Genomic DNA, 17,421 nt, shown 5'->3' with positions numbered 1-17,421 from the left:
GCGGCGGCAGCAGCGCCCGACGCTGGGCGCGCTGCCGCGGAAGGCCGGCGAAGAGGCCCGCCGGCGCGTCCCGCGTCACCTCGATCCCGATCCGAACCGCAGGCAATGAAGCTCACGTCACAACAAGTCATCGAGATCGTCATCGCGCTCTGCGCCTACTTCGGCGTCGCGTTCGCGCTCAACTGGTTCGCCCCGGCGCGGCTCCGCGCGCTCGCGCGGTACAGCACGGTCGCCGCGGGCGTCGCGCTCTTCTTCTATGGTCTGGACCGGTACATCGACGAGCACGCCCGCGCCGTGGACATGGCGAAGGTGGGGATCGCGATGGGCGCCGCGCTCTGCGTCTTCTACGAGACGCACCGCGAGGGGATGCGCCGGCCGATCGCGGAGCGCTGGAAGCGGTTCGCCGGCGTGGCGCTCGGTGTCGCCGCCATCATCGCGTACTTCAACGGCTTCCGCTTCGGCTATCCCAAGTATTACCACCGCTGGGATCAGTTCCATTATTACATGGGGGCCAAGTACTTCCCGGAGATGGGGTACGACGGCCTCTACAAATGCGCGCTGATCGCGCAGGACGAGCTGGGGCTCGTCACGTACACGAACGAGGACACGGGGCGGCCGGTCAAGCTGGACATGTCGAAGGAGGTCCGCCACCCGGACAAGAAGATCCGGAACCTCGGTGGCGACAACCTCCTCATGCCGGCGAGCGAGGTGCTCGCCAACCCCGAGATCTGCAAGGCGCACTTCGCACCGGAGCGCTGGGATGCGTTCAAGGCCGACGTGCAGTTCTTCAGGACGGCCTCGGACAAGGGCTACTGGGAGGACATGCAGAAGGACCACGGCTACAACCCGCCGCCGGTCTGGACGATCATGGGTAAGTTCTGGGCGGAGCTACAGCCGGCCAGCACCCGCTACCTCCAGTTCCTCGCCAGCTTCGATATTTTCTATCTGCTCGGGATGTTCGCCGCCATCTACTGGGCCTTCGGGTGGCGGGTCTTCGCCGTCGCGGCGATCTTCTGGGGCTGCCAGTCGTCGGCGCCGTTCTACTGGACCGGCGGCGCGTTCCTCCGGCAGGACTGGCTCTTCTACCTGGTCCTCTCGGCCTGCCTCATCCGGAAGCGCTACTTCAAGCTCGCGGGCGCGAGCATGGTCTACGCGGGCCTCCTGCGCATCTTCCCGGGCCTGCCGGTGATCGGCTGGCTCACCGTCGCCGGGATTCACCTCGTCCGCCACAAGCGCATGGCGAGGTCGCACGTGCAGGTGCTGATCGGCGGCGTCCTCGCTGCCGCCGTGCTCATTCCGGTGAGCATGAAGGTCTCCGGCACGGACTCGTACCGGCAGTTCTACGAGCACACGCTCAAGGTGCACGACCAGACGCCGCTGACGAACCACATGGGCCTCCGCGTGCTGGTCGCCCACGAGCCCGGCACGGGCGTCGAGTCCGGCCGCATGAAGTACACGAAGGACACGAAGCTCGTCGATCCGTTCGAGGTCTGGAAGCGGATGCGCAACGAGCGCTACGCGAAATACCGCTGGATCGCCTATGGGATCATCGCGGCGACCCTGGCGGGCTTCGTCTACGTGTGCCGGCGGGTCCGCTCGCTGTGGGTGGCCCAGTGCCTCGCCCAGATCTTCGTCATCCTGCTCTCGCAGCTCACCTGTTATTACTATTCATTCATGATCTTGAGCGCGCCGCTCACCCGGGTGAAGCGCCAGATCGAGGTACCCCTGTTCGGCCTGGCGGCGCTCAGCCAGTTCATCTGGATCACGTTCAACTACAACGACGACAAGTACACGGTGCTCACCGCTGTCTCACTCGCCTTCTGCTATTACCTGCTCTGGATCTTCTCGGGTAAGACGATGCCGTGGGCGCGGCAGCCCGAGCCGGCGAGCGAGGACGGCGGAAAGCCAACGGCCCAGCAGGCCTGAGGCGCTCGCCTCCTGCTGGATCACCACGGCAGCGCCTCCCATGCTGGAAGTGCCTGGAAACGAACAATGACAGAAGTAGAGCGAGAGCATCCCGACAAGCACGGCGACCTCCAGGGAGACGAGGCCCGGCCCAGCGATCCTGGGGCCCTGGCCGACCGGGGGGACACGCCGGCCCCGCCGCGCGGCGACGAGCGGGCGGTCCACGCTTTCCGGAAGGTCCCGCGGACGGGCGTCATCTACGTGACGACCGAGGCCGCGCGCCTCGGGTTCAAGCCGGGCGCCGACGAGGGGACGGACGGGTGGTGCAACCTCGGGCAGGGCCAGCCGGAGACGGGCCCGCTCCCGGGCTCGCCCGCGCGCTGCGAGGCCGTGCCGATCTCCGGAGACGACCAGGAGTACGCGCCCGTGGCCGGCCTCTGGGAGCTGCGCGAGGCGATCGCGTCGCTCTACAACCGCGCGTACCGCCGGGGCATGCCGTCGCGCTACACGGCCGAGAACGTGGCGGTGTCGGGCGGGGGCCGCATCGCCCTCACCCGCGCCGCGGCGGCGCTCGGGCAGATCAACCTCGGCCACTTCCTCCCCGATTACACCGCCTACGAGGAGCTGCTCGACGTCTTCCGGCTGTTCTCGCCGATCCCGATCCTGCTCGAGGGCGAGCGCGGCTACTCGTTCTCGGTCGGCGACCTGCGCCGCGAGATCCTGGGCCGCGGCCTGAGCGCGATCCTCGCCTCGAACCCCTGCAACCCGACCGGGAAGCACGTGCGCGGCGAGGAGCTCGCCGCCTGGGTCCGCACCGCGAAGGAGCTCGATTGCGCGCTCCTGCTCGACGAGTTCTACTCGCACTATGTCTACGGGATGGGCGACGTCGCCCCGATGGAGAGCGCCGCGCGCTACGTCGAGGAGGTCGACCGCGATCCGGTCGTGATCTTCGACGGCCTGACCAAGAACTGGCGCTACCCCGGCTGGCGCGTCACCTGGACGCTGGGGCCGCGCGAGGTCATCGAGGCCGTGGCGAGCGCCGGCAGCTTCCTCGACGGCGGCGGCTCCAAGCCGATGCAGCGCGCCGCGGCAGAGCTGCTCACCATCGAGCACACCCGCGCCGAGACGACGGCCATCCACCGGACGTTCTCGCACAAGCGCGAGCTGATGCTCGAGGGGCTGCGCAAGATCGGCGTCACGGTCGACGCGGAGCCCGAGGGCACGTTCTACGTCTGGGGCTCGGTCGCGGATCTGCCCCCGGGGCTCTCCGACGGCTACGGCTTCTTCCGGGCGGCCCTCGGGGAGCGGATCATCGTCGTGCCGGGCGAGTTCTTCGACGTCAACCCCGGCAAGCGCCGGGCGGGGCGGCCGTCGCGGTTCCGCCACCACGTCCGCTTTTCTTTCGGCCCGAGCGAGGACGTCCTCGTCCGGGCGCTCGGGCGGCTCGAGCGCATGGTAGGCGAGCGTCGCCGGGCCTGACACCGGCAGCGCCGCCCAGGGGAGCGGGAAGACGGGGCCGAGCGCCAGGTCTTGTCGCGCTGCACGTCTTCCGACATGGTGGGGGAGCGCGTGGCCAAAGATCCGTGGAGTGATTGGAACGACGACGACCCCGGTAACTTCCAGCCGGGCGATACGATCGGCCCCTACGAGCTGCTGTTCCCTGCAGCCGTGGGCGGCATGGCCGCCGTGTGGGCTGCGCGGCTCAGGCGGCCCAACGGCTCCGTCCAGATCGTCGCCGTCAAGCTGCTGTCGGACGCGATGCGCGGGGATGACGACGCGCGGGCGATGTTCCTCGACGAGGCGTGCACCGCGTCGCGGATCCTCCACCCGAACGTCGTGCACATCCTCGCGTACGGCGAGGTCCGCGATCGGCCGTATCTCGCGATGGAGTGGATCGACGGCGCCCCGATCGCGAAGATCTTCTCGAACCAGAAGGCGAAGCGCGCGCTCCTGCCGCTCGGCTGGGTGCTCCACGTGATGATCGACGCGTGCGCCGGGCTGCACGCGGCGCACGAGGTCCGCGACGACACGGGCGAGCTCCTCAACCTGATCCACCGCGACGTCACGCCGGAGAACGTGATGGTGACGTTCGACGGCATGGTCAAGGTCGTCGACTTCGGCGTCGCGAAGACGCGGGCGCGCGCGCAGACCAGCCGCGTCGGCGCGATCAAGGGCAAGACGGGGTATTTCTCGCCCGAGCAGGTCATGGGCGGGACGCTCGACCGCCGCAGCGATCTCTTCTCGATGGGCGTGCTGCTCTACCTCCTGGTGACGGGCCACACGCCGTTCCGCGGCAAGGGCCCGCTGGAGGCGATGCAGCAGATCGCCAACCGCAACCCGCAGCCGCCGCGCGAGATCATGCCCGAGGTCCACCCGGAGCTCGATCGCATCATCATGCGGGCGCTCGCCAAGAACCCGAACGAGCGGTACCAGACGGCCGCAGAGCTGCGCCGCGATCTCGAGCAGGTGAGCGTCGCGGTCCGCGAGAGCTACACCGACAAACAGGTCGGCCAGCTCGTCCGCGATCTGCTCCCCGGGGTCGCCGAGGCGCGCAAGGAGCGGATCGATCAGGCGCTCGACGAGCTCGACAGGATCCTCGCCGAGCGCGCGCACCCTCAGCGGCCGCAGGCCTCGCGCCCCGAGGACGCGACCGAGGTGATGCTGCGGCGCATCTCCATGCTGCCGATCCTGCAGGACGGCCCGGAGGCGACGGAGGGCGGGGGCGCGGCCGACGCGGCGCCGCCCTCGTCCCCGACAGGCCCCGCGAGCTCGCGCATGTCAGGGCCGGCAAGCTCGCGCATGTCGGGACCGGCAAGCTCGCGAATGTCGGGACCAGCAAGCTCGCGCATGTCGGGGCCGGCAAGCTCGCGCATGCCGGCGCCGACGAGCCCGCGCCGCGCGAACGCCGACCCGATGCGCAAGTCGAATCCGGACGCGACGCGCAAGTCGAACCCGGACGGGGCAGGCTCGCCGCTCGATTTCCCGGCGGGACTTTCGCCGCTACCGCTGGTCCCGCCGCCGCTGCACGTGGGGCCGCCGGTACCACCTGGGCCGGCGGCTTACGTCGGTCCGGCGGCGCACGCGAGCGCTGTAGCGTCCGCGCCCGAACGCCGCGCGTCCCCTCCCGCGAAGGGGTCCTTCGTCCGCGTGGCGTTGCTCGCGCTGATCGTCCTGGGCGTCGTCGCAGCCGTTGCGATCCTGCTCGCGCGTTCCGGCCGCCTGCCGTTCGGCGGTGTGGTGGTGCCTTCCGCCAGCCCCAGCGCGTCCGGACCGACGGTGCAAACGCCCGACGCCGGCGCCGATGCCGCGGCGAAGCCGAGCGCGTCGACGACGGCCACCACGGTCACGAGCGACGCCGTCGCCGACGCCGCGGCCCCGACCGATGCGGCCGCAGCCGAGCAGATCGCCGACGCGGCCGCCCCGCCCGACGCGGCCGCCCTGGTCGACGCGGCCGCGGATGCCGCGGTCCCCGCCGATGCGGCCACCCCTCTCCCGAGCGGACAGCCGGCGTACGTCCCCGGCGCCGCACCCGTGCCGGGAACGCCGTACCCGGGCTCCTCGGTCACCCCTGCGCCACGCGTCCCAGGGCCCTTGCCCACGCCGTCCGTCACCGGGTGGCCTCCGCCACGGCCCGCGCAGTCCGGGCTGCCGGCGCCTCCGCCCGTCTCCACGCTGCCGCGCGGGCCCGTCCCCGGCCAGGCGCCGCCGCGGCCGCGCCCCGCTGCTCCCCCCCTCGACCTGGCGCCGCGGTAGCGCCTTCAGACCAGGCGCGGCTGCCTCCCCCACAGCCCGCGCTGCCGGCGCATCGCGCTCAGTCCTCCTTCGGCTTCTCGGGCTGCGCCTCGTCGGGCGGCGGGAGCGGAGTCGCGCGGGCCGCAGCTTTCTTCAGCGACGACTCCGCGAGCGACACAAGCATGGCGAGGTTCACCGGCTTCGAGAGCAGGAAGATCGCGTGCCGCCGCAGCGCGCGGATGCGAACCTGCTGCGACTCATCGGCCGTCACGACGAAGACGGGCGTGTCCCGGTTCAGCGCTCCCTTGGCCGAGAGCGACTCGAGCACGCTGAAGCCGTCGACCAGCGGCATGTGCAGATCGAGCACCACGAGATCGAACTTGCGCGCAGAGAGCCGTCGCAGCGCCGGCGCCCCGCCGTTCGCCTCCTCGACGTCGCCCAGCGTACGGAGCGAACGCGCAAACATGGCTCGGATCGCGGCGTCGTCGTCGATGACGAGGATGCACGTCACAGCGTCATGCTCGCACGGATGCAGAAGCGCCGGAAGCCCGCCGCCAGCCGCCGCATCGCCCGGAGCGTGCGTACGCAACCCTGCGCAGCGCCGATCTCCAACTCGCGGCGTCGCCTCCAATCCGGCGTCTGCTGCGCGCCTCCGCGCTCGCCTGCGCTCGGCGTGACCTCGCGCGCCTCGCGATCGGGGCGACGAGCGCCCGGCGCGCGCAACGCAGACGGACGCATCGTGATCGCAGATCCCGTGTTCAGCGGTCCCGGCCGAGACATGGACGCCACGTACGGGCTGCGGTAAACGCGGAGCTAGACGTCATCGACCCCGCGCACCGCAAAGGAACGATCCCATGGGCAAGTTCACCCTCACACACGAGATCAACTGCAACCTCGAGACGTTCTGGAAGCTGTTCCTGGACAAGACATTCAACGAGGAGCTCTACAGGAAGGAGCTCGGTTTCCCCGAGTTCACGATCACGGAGCAGGTCGAGACGGCGACGGAGATCATCCGGAGGTCGGCCGGGAAGCCGAAGATGAATTTGCCTGGCCCCGTCGAGAAGCTGCTCGGCTCCGGGTTCCGCTACACCGAAGAGGGCAGGCTCAACAAGGCGACGAAGGTGTGGACCTTCAAGCTGACGCCAAGCACCCTGGCCGACAAGATGCGCAACGAAGGCGTGGTGCGCGCCGAGGCCATCGGCGACAACAAGGTGCGTCGGACCGCCGAAATCACGATCGAAGCGAAGGTGTTCGGTGTCGGCGGCATGCTCGAGAGCAGCGCCGAAAAGGAGCTGCGGCAAGGGTGGGAGGTCAGCGCGGTCTTCATGAACCAGTGGATCGCCCAGGGCAAAACGGCTTAGCCGGACCGGCGGCGATCGGCCGGTCGCTGCCGCGCACCGCCTGAAGCGCCTGACGCAGGCGCTGCCCGACGAACGGGCGGCGACGCCGACGCGAGGGGATCGCGAGCGTCCATCTCGCGACCTTCATCCCGCGAACGAGCGAGGGCGCCCCCCTGCACGTCCAGGGTCAAAGCAGGAGATCTTCGGCTCCGGCTCTTGCTGCGGTGGCCTACGGGAACCAGGGGCCACGGCATGGAGCACGTCGTCATCATCGGTGCCGGCTTCGGCGGCCTCTACGCGGCGCGGGCGCTCCGGCGCGAGCCGGTACGGGTGACCGTGATCGACCGGCACAACCATCACACGTTCCAGCCCCTCCTGTATCAGGTCGCGACGGCGGGCCTGAGCGCGAGCGACATCGCCACGCCCATCCGCCATGTGCTGCGCAAGCAGAAGAACACGAGCGTGATCCTCGCCGAGGTGAAGGCGATCGATCCCGTCCAGAAGCGGGTGATCTTCGAGGACGGCGAGCTCGGCTACGACAAGCTGATCGTCGCGGCGGGGGCGTCGCATTCGTACTTCGGGAACGACGCGTGGGCGGCCGTCGCGCCCGGGCTCAAGACCGTCGAGGACGCGCTCGAGATTCGCCGGCGCGTCCTCCTCGCCTTCGAGGCGGCCGAGCGCGAGCCCGATCCGGCGCGGCGGAGCGCCTGGATGACGTTCGTGGTGGTGGGCGGGGGCCCGACGGGCGTCGAGCTCGCCGGCGCCCTCTCGGAGCTCGCGAGGCACACGCTCCTGCGCGAGTTCCGGCACATCGACCCGAGCAAGGCCCACATCCTCTTGCTGGAAGGGGCCGGGCAGGTGCTGCCGTCGTACGTGCCTGAGCTCGGCGAGAAGGCGCGACAGCAGCTGGCCGCGCTCAACGTGGAGGTGAGGACGAACTGCCGCGTCACCGACATCGACGAGGAGGGGGTCTCGATCGGCGACAAGCGGATCGAATCCAGGACCGTGCTCTGGGGGGCCGGCGTGGCGGCGTCGGCCCTCGCCCGCACCCTCGGAGCGCCGCTCGACCGGGCAGGGCGCGTGCTGGTGGCGCCGGACCTGACGGTGCCGGGTCACGAGGACATCTATGTCATCGGTGACCTCGCGTCGCTGAAGCAGGAGGACGGGACGCCCGTGCCCGGCGTGGCGCCCGCGGCGATCCAGGGAGGGCGCCACGCCGCGCGCAGCATCGCGCGCACCTTGCGGGGGCTGCCGCGGCTGCCGTTCCGGTACAACGACCGGGGATCCTTGGCGACGATCGGGCGCGCGGCGGCGGTCGCCGACTTCGGCAAGCTGAAGCTCTCCGGGTTCCTGGCGTGGCTCGCGTGGCTGTTCATCCATATCCTCTTCCTGATCGGCTTCCGTAACCGGTTCCTGGTGCTGTTCTCGTGGGCCCTGTCCTACGTGACCTATGAGCGCGCCTCGCGGTTGATCACGGGCGAGATCCCGCCGCTCCTGGAGGACCACCACGCGCCGGAGCTCGAGGCGCGCATGGACGGTGGCGCCGTCACGAGGCACCAACCGATGGAGCCCGCGCGCACGCGCGCATAGGCACCACCCGAGAGCACACACGCCACCCGCCGGCGTACTGCGCTCGTCTGGACCTTGGCGACGGAGCTGCGTTAGCGTCATTGACCATGACGATCCATCCCGGACAGGGCGCCACGTCGCACCCGTGGCGAGCGCTCCTCGCCAGCGCAGCACCTCTCGCCGCACTCCTGCTCAGCGCCCCCTCCGCCTTCGCGCAGGCGCCTCCTGCTGCGCCCTCGCCGCGCGCCCCCGCCCCTGCCGGCGCCGAGCCGCAGCCCGCGCCTTACGGAGCCCCCGCGCCGTACGGCGCGCCTGCCCCGTACGGGCAGCAGCCCGGCTACTACCCGCCTCCCGGATACGCCCCGCCTCCGGGATACGCCCCGCCTCCGGGATACGCCCCGCCTCCGGGATACGCCCCGCCTCCCGGGTACGCCTCGCCTTCTGGCTCGTACCCGGTCGGCCCGAGGATCATGAACTACGAGGAAGGGCAGGCCATCCCGGAGGGTTACCGCGTCGAGGAGAGGGCGCGCCGCGGCCTGATCATCGGCGGCGCCGTGACGTTCGGCGTCACCTACATCCTCTCGGCGATGGTCGGGCTCGTCGCGGAGAGCGCGGACAGGGCGAGCGGCGGCAGCGGGGAGAGCTACATCCCGCTCTACATCCCGCTCGCCGGCCCCTTCATCACCGTCGGCACCGCCGATGCGAAGGGCGGCGGCGTCTTCGTCCTCATGGTCGACGGGCTGGCGCAGGTCGCCGGGGCCGCGATGTTCATCGGCGGCCTCGCCGCGCCGGAGAAGAAGCTTGTCCGCAACGACGTCGCCCTGTCGGTGAAGCCGATCGTCACGGGCGACACCGTCGGGCTCGGCGTCTCCGGCTCGCTCTGAGCGCGGGCCGCCCGCGGCTCGGCCTCACGGCACGACGGGCGGCGTCTCATCCATCGTCTTGACGGCGCGCTTGGCCCTCCGGCGCACGTCGACGTGCAGCGACTCGTCGAAGTTGATGGCCGAGAACGCCGCCCGCGCCTCGATGTTCTTGCCGAGCGCGGCGTACGCCTCGGCCTCGTTCCATCGCAGCTTCCAGTCGCGCTTCGAGAGATCCGAGAGCTTCGCGGCATCGGCGATGATGTCCGGGTACCGCTGCTGCTTCCCGAGTTCGGTCCAGTACTCGGCCCGGAGATCGTCGTCCCCGGGCGCGAGCGCGACGGCCGCCGCGAAGCCCGCGAGCGCGTCGTCGATCCGACCTGCGACCAGCTCGGCGCGGGCGAGCGAGCGGCGCGCGCCGGCGCTCTCGGGGTGAGCCGCGACAAAGGCGGCGAGCGCGGGGATCGCCTCGTTGACCTTCTGGATGTCCGCGGGATCGCTCGGCCAGAACCGGAGCGAGAGCGCCGCGAGGTCGCCTGGGTCGCTCTCCAGCGCGCGCTCGACCGCGGCGGGCACCTCCGCTCCGCGGCCCGCCTGGGACAGGGACTTGGCGAGCTCGACCCAGGCGCCCGACGAGGACGGCGCCGTCGCGACGAAGGCCTCGGCCGCAGCGAGCGCCTCGTCGGTACGCCCGAGCGATCGGAGCGCTGCGATCCGCGCGAGGTGCGCGCGCTCGCGGCTCGCCCCTTCGCCCGCGGCGGCGACGGCGCGCTCCGCTGCAGCCAGCGCGACGTCGTGGCGGAGCTCGCGCTCGTGGTAGGCGAGCTGCTCGAGATAGAAGGCGCCGTCGCGCGGCGCCGCGTCCCACTGGCCCGCGAGGTACTCGAGCACCGCGTCGGAGCGGACGTAGACGAGCGAGGCCGCGTCGCGCGGGTTCTCGTAGACCGGCATGAGGACCCCGAGCTGGACCATCGCATCCAGCGCCGGCTGGCAGTCGGGCTTCGCCTCGAGCGCGAGCACCATCTCGTCGAGGGCGGCGTCCTTCTTCTGCATCGCCAGGTGCACTTGCCCGACCGCCACGTGGTAGTCGGCGTCCCCCTGGAACGTCTTTCGAATGGCCTGGAAGCTCTTCAGCGCCGCCGGGTGATCGCCCATGTTCGCCTGCGCCGAGGCGAGGTTCAGCCGCGCGGCGTGATCATCGGGATCCATCGTGATGATGCGCTTGAGCGCCGAGATCGCCTTCTCGTAATCGCGCTCGCCGAACGCCTTCTGCGCGCGCTCCCAGACCGGAGCCTTGTCGAGGAACGCCTCGAATTGCGAGACGAGCGTGCTGTTCTGCTTGCGCCAGACGCCGCTCTTGCCGGGCTCGGAGTTCGTGAGGAAGTCTTTGATCCACTTGCGGGCGGCGTCGATGCTGAGCCCCTTGTCGGCCAGCCCCTCGAACTCCCCCCGAGGCACCGGCATGCGCGCGGGGATCCCCTGCCGGCGCGCCGTGGTCTCATCCAGGCCGATCAGCACCCAGTCGCTTTGCTCGCTCATGATCCAAGGACGGTAGCCGCCGTGCCCCGCCGGGATCAAGCGACGTCTCGGCGCGTGGGGTGCGCTCGTGCGCGCGGGCGCAGCGGCGCTTCAGGAATAGAACCAGGCCAGCAAGACGAACGCCATGAAGGCCGCCGCCGCGACGGCGAGCGCAAGCGCGCGCGGCACGCCGAGGAGCATCGGCCGGAGGCTGGCCTGAAACGCGACAGCATCCGCAGCGGTGGGCGGGCTGATCGCGTCGCCCGCAGCGTCGCCCCGGACGGCGAGCGCGGCGGATGGCGCGCCTGCCGCGTCGCTCCTCGCGGGGTCGGCGGCCATGAACGGCTGGGCCGCGCTCGCATCCCCGGGCGTCGGGGTGAGCCGATACGGGGCCGCGCTCGCGTCCCCGGGCGCCGGGGTGAGCCGATGCGGGGGCGCGCCGAAGTCCGAGGGCCTCGACGTGGCCGGTGACGCCAGGTGCTCGAGGCCGAGCTGGGCGAGGATGGCCCGCTGCTCGTTGCCCCACGCGACAGGCAGCGCGGTCATCTCGGGCGCGAGCGTGAGCGGCGAGGACATGACCTTGTGCATCGCCCGCTCGAGCGCGAGCGCCTCGTCGAGGCGGTGCGACGCGCGCTCCGGGGTGGCGCTCGCGGACAGGCGCAGCGCCTCGGCGGCCATCTCGGACAGGTGAGCAGCCACCTTGGCCAGCGCCAGCTTGCGCTCGGCGTGGGCGACCGCGAAGCGCGCCTCCTCGCGGAGCCGGAGCGCCTCGGTCGTGAGGCGATCGACCTCCGCGTGCAGCGGCCTCGCGCCTCCCGGCACTCCCTGCGCCGTGAGCGGGGTGTCGGCGTCGTGCTCCACGGAGAACGCGGCCCCTGGAGAGAACGACGGCGTCGCCTCGTTCCCGGACGTCGCGCGCAGCTCATTCCCGGACATGGGCAGCGGCTCGCTGTCCCGATCGGTGATGGATCCATACGAGGGCAGGCTGCTGCGGCGCCGTCCTCCGCCCGAGCTGGAGGACCCGGGGTCTGCGCGCACCCTGCCGTTGCTGCCGACGACGACCGTCGCCTCGTCGGCCGTCTCGGAGGCCATGGGGCCGCGCAGGCCCGGGTCGTCGTCCGCGGCGTCCGCCTCGCGCGGCGTGAGGCCGGTCGGCGGCGGGGACAGCGTCCCGCGGCGCGCCTCGATATCGGTCGCGTCGTCGTCCTGAGCGCGCGCCCCCGCGTTGCCGCGGAGCCGACCGGGGGCGCTCGCCCCCCTGCCCCGCGGATCGGCCGAGGGCCGGCGCGGGATCGCCTCCGCGGTCGAGAGCGAGGGGCGCGGCGCCTTGGCGACCCCGGCAAAGCCGCCGGTGACGGCGCGCTCGAACCAGCGCATCTGCCTCATCGCGTTGCGCCGCACGAAGCGCCCGAGCGCCTCCTCGTTCCCCTCGTGGTACCCGTGGCTGTGCAGCCAGCCCTCCAGCCGAGCGAGGATCTCGTCCGCGCTCTGGAAGCGCGACGGCGGGTCCCTCTCGAGACAGCGCATCACGATCGACACGAGCTCCTTGTCGATCTTCGGCCGGAGCTCCCGCAGGTCGGCCGCTGGCTGCGTCGACATGCTCCTCAGGAGCTCGTAGTCGCTCGTCGACGGCCACGGGTGCTTGCCGGTGAAGAGCTCGAACAGCACGACGCCGAGCGAGAACAGGTCGGAGCGCCTGTCGGCGGCGCCCCCGCGGGCTTGCTCCGGCGCCATGTACGTCGTCACGCGCCGGCGCGCTCCGACGGCCGTCGTCATCACGCGGAGCGACGATTTGGCGAGCCCGAAATCGGCGATCTTCACCTCGCCCTGGAACCCGACGAGCACGTTGCCCGGCGTCAGATCGCGGTGCACGAGGTTGAGCAGCGCGCCACCTGGCGAGCGGAGCTCGTGCGCCGCGCTGAGCCCGCGGCAGAGCGTCGCGCCGACGTGGACGACGAGCCGCTCGGAGAACATCTCGCCCGTGTCGAAGACGGTCTTCATGAGCCGCGCGAGGCTCACGCCCTGCACGAGCTCGACGGCGAAGTACCACCCCTGCTCGTCCGTCCCCCAGCCAGCGACCTCGACCACGTTCGGGTGCTTGAGCGCCGCGGTCGTGCGCACCTCGTCGAGGAACCGGGTGGAGACGTTCTGATCCTCGGCGAAGTGCGGGTGCAGCCGCTTGACGGCGAGCAGCTCCCCAGGCCGGTGCGGACCTGCCGACCTGCAGAGATCAACGCGGGTGGTGGCCCCGGATGCGATCTCGGCAAGGAACTGGAGCGAGAGCGCAGCCGGCGCGGGCTCGGGGAGCCGAGACATGCACGGAGAAGTCTAGCGGGCGACGGCACCCACCGGAAAGAGCCTCAGACGCCCGCGCGCACCGCGGCGATCGCGGCGGCGACCCCGGAGGGGGTGGCCTTGAGGTGCACGTCCAGGTGGTCATCCTTGGTCTTGAGCGCACGGACACCGAGCACCGGCGCGCAGATGCGCAGCGCCCGCACGACCGTCGGATTCCCGCCGAGGGCCGGGATTTTCAGGAGATCCAGGGTAATCCTGTCCCCCTTCGCGTCGATCAGCGCGGCGGGCCGCTTGGGCATGAAGGAGACGAGATCGCCCGGCTTGTTCAGGTCGATCGCCCCCGACCCGATCAGCCCGGCGATCGGCGAGGCCTCGTCGCCCATCACCTGCAGCTTGAGGTCAGCGATCCGCAGGCCGACCTGGATCGCGTCCGCGCGCACGTCGAGCTCCTCGGCGAAGGCCGTGAACGAGGCCCGGATCGGGGCGCCCATGATCTTCACCGTCAGGGCGAGGCGCAGGCCCGGTGGCGCGGCCTCGATCACGATGTCCTTCGGCGCGCGTTTGCCGCCGCTGAGCTCTCGCGCCAGATAGCGCAGCGCATCGATCGGGACGCCGAACCGCAGGCGGAGCGCGCCGCTCAGCGCCCTCGCGATCTCCTCGGGGTGCGCCTTGAGATAGTCACCGGCGTGGCGAAGCAAGGCCTTCGGGTCGGGTTTGGGCATCGTTGGGGCCGCTACGATTGCCCGGAGTCAGGCCAGCGCGCAAGGGGCGAGCGCGGTCCGACGCGAGGCCATCGACGACCGGAGGTCGCTGTTCGAACGGGGGCGACTCGGTCACACTCGGGCCCGATGCAGACCAGGATCCTACTTGTCATGGCGACAACAGCGCTCGCGATCGGCTGCGGATCGGCCGACGCGACGCTCGAGTGGACGCCGAACGGCGACGGGGGCGGTGACCAGGGCAGCGATGGCGATGGCCGGGGCGGCGATGGCGACGGCCAGAACAGCGGCGGGGGCCAGAATGAGGGCGGCGGAGGCCAGAATGAGGGCGGCGGGGGCACACCGAGCGGCGAGGACGGCGGTTCGACCAGCGGCGGGGCGCCGGGAGCCTTCTGCAACCCACCTCCGGCATGCGATGCGGCGCCGCCGGATCCGGGCGAGGAGCTCGCATGGAATCACCCGTCTTCCTACCTCATCGCCGGCGCTGGGAGTCCCAACCACCGCGGACGCGACCTCTACCTGACGCCGGACGACCCGCAGTGGATCATCGGAAAGTTCGCCTACGGGATCACGGACAAGGACCTGAAGGATGAGCGGGTCGACATCTATCTGCTCCGCGGCTGCGGCGGCGCGTGGGAGCGCCTCGGCTCGGCGACCACGACGGAAGCGGACTCGGCGCACCGCGCGGTCGAGGGCGTCAGCGACGACGGCGGCCGCGTCTACTTCGAGATCCCCGCGGCGCAGCGGCTCGGTCCGGGCCGGCACCGGGTCCACCTGGTCGTCCGCGGCGACCTCTCGAGCACCGACCTCTTCATCGAGGTCGTCCCGCGGGGCACGCCGATGTTCGTCAGCGACGTCGATGGGACGCTCACCGGCACGGAGACCGAGGAGTTCACCGCGCTCCTCCTCGGCGAGCTGCCCGACGCGCATGCGCACGCCGCGGCGGCGTTCCACCGGCTCACGTCGAAGGGCTACCGCCCGATGTACCTGACCGCGCGGCCGGAGTGGCTCGTCCAGCGCACGCGCGATTTCCTCGAGGCATACGGCTTCCCGCCGGGCATCGTGCACACCACGCTGAGCCTGACCGGCGCGACGGGCGACAGCGCGGTGGAGTACAAGGCAGCGGAGCTGGAGCGGCTGTTCGACGGAAGGGAGATGCTGCCTGCGTGGGCCTTCGGCAACACGGCGTCCGACGCCGATGCCTACGACAACGCCGGCGTGATGCCGCTCGCGCGGCGCGTGTTCTATCGGTTCGACGATGAGGCGCACGGGGGCCGTCGCATCGACGGCTACGACGAGCTGTTCGCCGAGATCGACGCGCTCCCCAGCCTCTGCGATTGATCTGCCTCGCCGGCGCGTCGGCCCGTCAGCCGGACGCCTGCTCGGTCCGGACGCCGCTCGCGGGCGCCTCCGATGTGGCCGCAGCGCCGGCCGGCGCTTCGACGCGACCGCCGATCGAGCGGAGGAGCTCGCTCACCGCGGCGTGGGCGCGCTCGCGCAGCTCGTTGACCCGCGCGCCCTCGCGGCCGTCCGGGCGCACGGCGATCGGCGCGCCGACCCGGACACGGATGATCCGCAGGGTGCCGTCGCCAGCGTCGATGGCGCCCTTCTTCATGAGGAGGTGCGTGCCGTCGATGGCGACCGGCACCACGGGCACGCCAGCGCGGACGGCTGCGTAGAAGCCGCCGTTCTTGAACTGCCGGAGGACGCCGTCCTCGCTCCGCGTCCCCTCGGGGAAGACGAGCAGCGGCTTGCCGCTCTTGAGGACCTCCTCGAACCGCGAGATCGCCTCGACCGCTGCGCGGGAGCCGACCGTGCGATCGACCGGCACATGGCCCGCGAGCCGGAGGTGCCAGCCGAGGAATGGGATCTTCATGAGGGAGCGCTTGGCGGCCCACTTGAAATCGCCCGGCAGAACGGCGCCGAGGGCCAGGATGTCAAGAAGGCTCTGGTGGTTCGAGCAGTAGACGAACACCCCGGGAGGGACGTTCTCGAGTCCGCTCGCCTGAATCTCGATAGCGAGCCCTCGCGCGCTCGCCTGACACCAGCGGCGCATCGCCCACAGGCTCGCCGAGCGCTGCGGCGTGAGGGGGCCCAGCGTCAGAGACACGGTGCCGTACGCCATGGTTCTGAGGGTGAAAGGGACCCACTGGCGCGTCGCCAGCCATGCGCTCTTGAGATCCATACTACAGCGCCTACCACTCCCCATGTCGGGCGAAAACGCGTAGTGTCTTGCGCACCAGCGCTGCGTGCGAGCGGCGTTACTCGACCCCGGATCGCCGCTCAGCTCCGCGGCGCGGCGAGATGTGCGATCCGGCGCTCGCCCTCCTCGGAAGCTCGCCAGAGGCCGGGACCGCTCCGCGGGCCAGGGTGGCGGATCAGATCAAGCGACACACGCTTGCGGCGGCGTGCGGTTACGGATCGAGCGGCGGCGTGAGCAGCCCCCAGCCGACCGTGGCCGGCCGCCCGGCGCGCTCGAACTTGACCGTGTACAGGCCTGTCTCTTCGGCGCTCTGCACGACGGCGGGGCGCAGCGCGCCGACCCATTCGGCCCAGACGCTCGCCCCGATCTTGAGCTGCGGCTTGACGGGGAGCGGACGGAGCGCCGACTCATCGGCGAGCAGCGCGGCGCCGCCGTAACCGAGGGCAAACCACCGCGCGGAGCTGCTGGACAGCGACGTCAGGACGGCGCCTGGCTCGGCCGCGGGACCGCCGAGCCGCGACACGAGCAGCACGTGGCGCCACGTGTCGCCGTCCTTCCATGCGGCGAAGTTGCCGGGGGCGAGCCCCGCGGTCTGCACGACGAAGCGAACGCCCTTGAGCTGCGCGAGCGGGGTCCGCGGATCCATGTCGGTGTAGCGGACCTCGATCTTGTCCTTCACGAAGCGGGTCAGGACGGCGTGCTTCATGACGCCGTTCCACTCCGTGAGCAGCGGGTCGTGGGGCCGGAGGCGGGGCGCGTCGGGCACGGGGATGACGTAGCCAGGGTGAACCTTGTACGACGGTCCGCCCCTCCCCTCGACGATGAGGTCGTCGCCGTCGAAGCCGACCACGGTCGCCGCGTACAGCACGAGCGTGGACCCGAGCTTGGCCCCGGCGAGCATCCGGTCCGAGAAGGTGAACACGCGGCGGCCTGGCTCGAGCTTGATCGGGTACGGGGGGATGCCGAGCGGGTTCGACGCGTGCGCCGCGCCGGTCGGCGTCGAGGTCTCCGCGAACGCAGGCCGCGGCAGCGCAGCGGCGGGCGGGCTCTGAGAGGGCATCGGCGTCGGGGGCGACACCGGCGCCGACTCACACGCGGCCGCGAAGCTCGCTGCCAGAAGGCAAGCGAGCGCCGCGACCACGCCGCGGGAGCGCGGCGCTCGGGCCCCGAGGCATCGCGTCGCGCGGCGCTCGCGATCCTTCGCGGTGGCGCGACGCAGCCTGCGGGACCCGGCCCCGAGACCGCCGGGACGTCGGTCAGCCATCGCGGGCGAGCATGGC

The 17,421-nt window shown here is 71.4% G+C and carries 13 protein-coding genes; 7 read left to right on the top strand and 6 right to left on the bottom strand.

Annotated elements, in window-relative coordinates:
• The first annotated feature begins 105 nt into the window (after positions 1–105).
• From WME79_RS17125 to WME79_RS17115, 3 genes are all read left to right on the top strand, one after another.
• On the top strand, positions 106–1,926 hold the full coding sequence (locus WME79_RS17125; RefSeq protein ID WP_437536770.1) for a hypothetical protein: 1,821 nt from the start codon (positions 106–108) through the stop codon (positions 1,924–1,926).
• Positions 1,927–1,992: 66 nt separating this feature from the next.
• Positions 1,993–3,384, top strand: a complete 1,392-nt coding sequence (locus WME79_RS17120; RefSeq protein WP_437536768.1) for a pyridoxal phosphate-dependent aminotransferase — start codon at positions 1,993–1,995, stop codon at positions 3,382–3,384.
• Positions 3,385–3,474: 90 nt separating this feature from the next.
• Entirely contained in the window at positions 3,475–5,658 is a 2,184-nt protein-coding gene (locus tag WME79_RS17115) for a protein kinase domain-containing protein (protein WP_437536765.1), read from the top strand.
• A gap of 58 nt (positions 5,659–5,716) precedes the next feature.
• Here WME79_RS17115 and WME79_RS17110 read toward each other — a convergent pair whose 3' ends face one another.
• On the bottom strand, positions 5,717–6,148 hold the full coding sequence (locus tag WME79_RS17110; RefSeq protein WP_437536762.1) for a response regulator: 432 nt from the start codon (positions 6,146–6,148) through the stop codon (positions 5,717–5,719).
• A 343-nt stretch (positions 6,149–6,491) separates the two neighbouring features.
• On the opposite strand from WME79_RS17110, the gene WME79_RS17105 reads away from it, so the two are divergent.
• From WME79_RS17105 to WME79_RS17095, 3 genes are all read left to right on the top strand, one after another.
• Positions 6,492–6,998, top strand: a complete 507-nt coding sequence (locus WME79_RS17105) for a DUF2505 domain-containing protein (RefSeq protein WP_437536760.1) — start codon at positions 6,492–6,494, stop codon at positions 6,996–6,998.
• 231 nt (positions 6,999–7,229) lie between these two features.
• Positions 7,230–8,567, top strand: coding sequence for an NAD(P)/FAD-dependent oxidoreductase (locus tag WME79_RS17100; RefSeq protein ID WP_437536758.1), 1,338 nt, complete (start codon positions 7,230–7,232; stop codon positions 8,565–8,567).
• Positions 8,568–8,653: 86 nt separating this feature from the next.
• Positions 8,654–9,430, top strand: coding sequence for a hypothetical protein (locus WME79_RS17095; RefSeq protein ID WP_437536756.1), 777 nt, complete (start codon positions 8,654–8,656; stop codon positions 9,428–9,430).
• Positions 9,431–9,454: 24 nt separating this feature from the next.
• Here WME79_RS17095 and WME79_RS17090 read toward each other — a convergent pair whose 3' ends face one another.
• The 3 genes from WME79_RS17090 to WME79_RS17080 all read right to left on the bottom strand — a co-directional run bounded on the left by WME79_RS17090 (position 9,455) and on the right by WME79_RS17080 (position 13,941).
• On the bottom strand, positions 9,455–10,945 hold the full coding sequence (locus tag WME79_RS17090) for a tetratricopeptide repeat protein (protein WP_437536753.1): 1,491 nt from the start codon (positions 10,943–10,945) through the stop codon (positions 9,455–9,457).
• A gap of 90 nt (positions 10,946–11,035) precedes the next feature.
• Positions 11,036–13,240: a protein kinase domain-containing protein gene (locus tag WME79_RS17085; RefSeq protein ID WP_437536750.1), complete on the bottom strand. Its 2,205-nt coding sequence runs from the start codon at positions 13,238–13,240 to the stop codon at positions 11,036–11,038.
• 44 nt (positions 13,241–13,284) lie between these two features.
• Positions 13,285–13,941 (bottom strand): hypothetical protein, encoded by a 657-nt coding sequence (locus WME79_RS17080; RefSeq protein ID WP_437536747.1) that lies wholly within the window; start codon positions 13,939–13,941, stop codon positions 13,285–13,287.
• Positions 13,942–14,091: 150 nt separating this feature from the next.
• On the opposite strand from WME79_RS17080, the gene WME79_RS17075 reads away from it, so the two are divergent.
• Positions 14,092–15,279, top strand: a complete 1,188-nt coding sequence (locus WME79_RS17075; RefSeq protein ID WP_437536744.1) for a lipin/Ned1/Smp2 family protein — start codon at positions 14,092–14,094, stop codon at positions 15,277–15,279.
• 25 nt (positions 15,280–15,304) lie between these two features.
• Here the strand turns inward: WME79_RS17075 and WME79_RS17070 are convergent, their stop codons facing one another.
• Together WME79_RS17070 and WME79_RS17065 are read right to left on the bottom strand one after the other, a co-directional pair.
• On the bottom strand, positions 15,305–16,123 hold the full coding sequence (locus WME79_RS17070; RefSeq protein ID WP_437536742.1) for a lysophospholipid acyltransferase family protein: 819 nt from the start codon (positions 16,121–16,123) through the stop codon (positions 15,305–15,307).
• Positions 16,124–16,352: 229 nt separating this feature from the next.
• A complete protein-coding gene (locus tag WME79_RS17065; protein ID WP_437536739.1) occupies positions 16,353–17,219 on the bottom strand; it encodes a hypothetical protein in 867 nt (288 codons plus the stop codon).
• Positions 17,220–17,421 lie beyond the last annotated feature (202 nt).

Source organism: Sorangium sp. So ce726, assembly GCF_051521405.1.
Classification (GTDB): Bacteria; Myxococcota_A; Polyangia; order Polyangiales; family Polyangiaceae; genus Sorangium.
Note: the sequence above shows the minus strand (reverse complement) of the source record. Positions and strands in the feature narration are given on the sequence as shown.

Excerpts from the sequence above, each read along its gene's own strand:
- WME79_RS17090 (WP_437536753.1), bottom strand. The coding sequence starts at position 10,945 with ATGAGCGAGCAAAGCGACTGGGTGCTGATCGGCCTGGATGAGACCACG.
- WME79_RS17070 (WP_437536742.1), bottom strand. The coding sequence starts at position 16,123 with ATGGATCTCAAGAGCGCATGGCTGGCGACGCGCCAGTGGGTCCCTTTC.
- WME79_RS17085 (WP_437536750.1), bottom strand. The coding sequence starts at position 13,240 with ATGTCTCGGCTCCCCGAGCCCGCGCCGGCTGCGCTCTCGCTCCAGTTC.
- WME79_RS17095 (WP_437536756.1), top strand. The coding sequence starts at position 8,654 with ATGACGATCCATCCCGGACAGGGCGCCACGTCGCACCCGTGGCGAGCG.
- WME79_RS17080 (WP_437536747.1), bottom strand. The coding sequence starts at position 13,941 with ATGCCCAAACCCGACCCGAAGGCCTTGCTTCGCCACGCCGGTGACTAT.
- WME79_RS17125 (WP_437536770.1), top strand. The coding sequence starts at position 106 with ATGAAGCTCACGTCACAACAAGTCATCGAGATCGTCATCGCGCTCTGC.
- WME79_RS17075 (WP_437536744.1), top strand. The coding sequence starts at position 14,092 with ATGGCGACAACAGCGCTCGCGATCGGCTGCGGATCGGCCGACGCGACG.
- WME79_RS17100 (WP_437536758.1), top strand. The coding sequence starts at position 7,230 with ATGGAGCACGTCGTCATCATCGGTGCCGGCTTCGGCGGCCTCTACGCG.
- WME79_RS17120 (WP_437536768.1), top strand. The coding sequence starts at position 1,993 with ATGACAGAAGTAGAGCGAGAGCATCCCGACAAGCACGGCGACCTCCAG.
- WME79_RS17105 (WP_437536760.1), top strand. The coding sequence starts at position 6,492 with ATGGGCAAGTTCACCCTCACACACGAGATCAACTGCAACCTCGAGACG.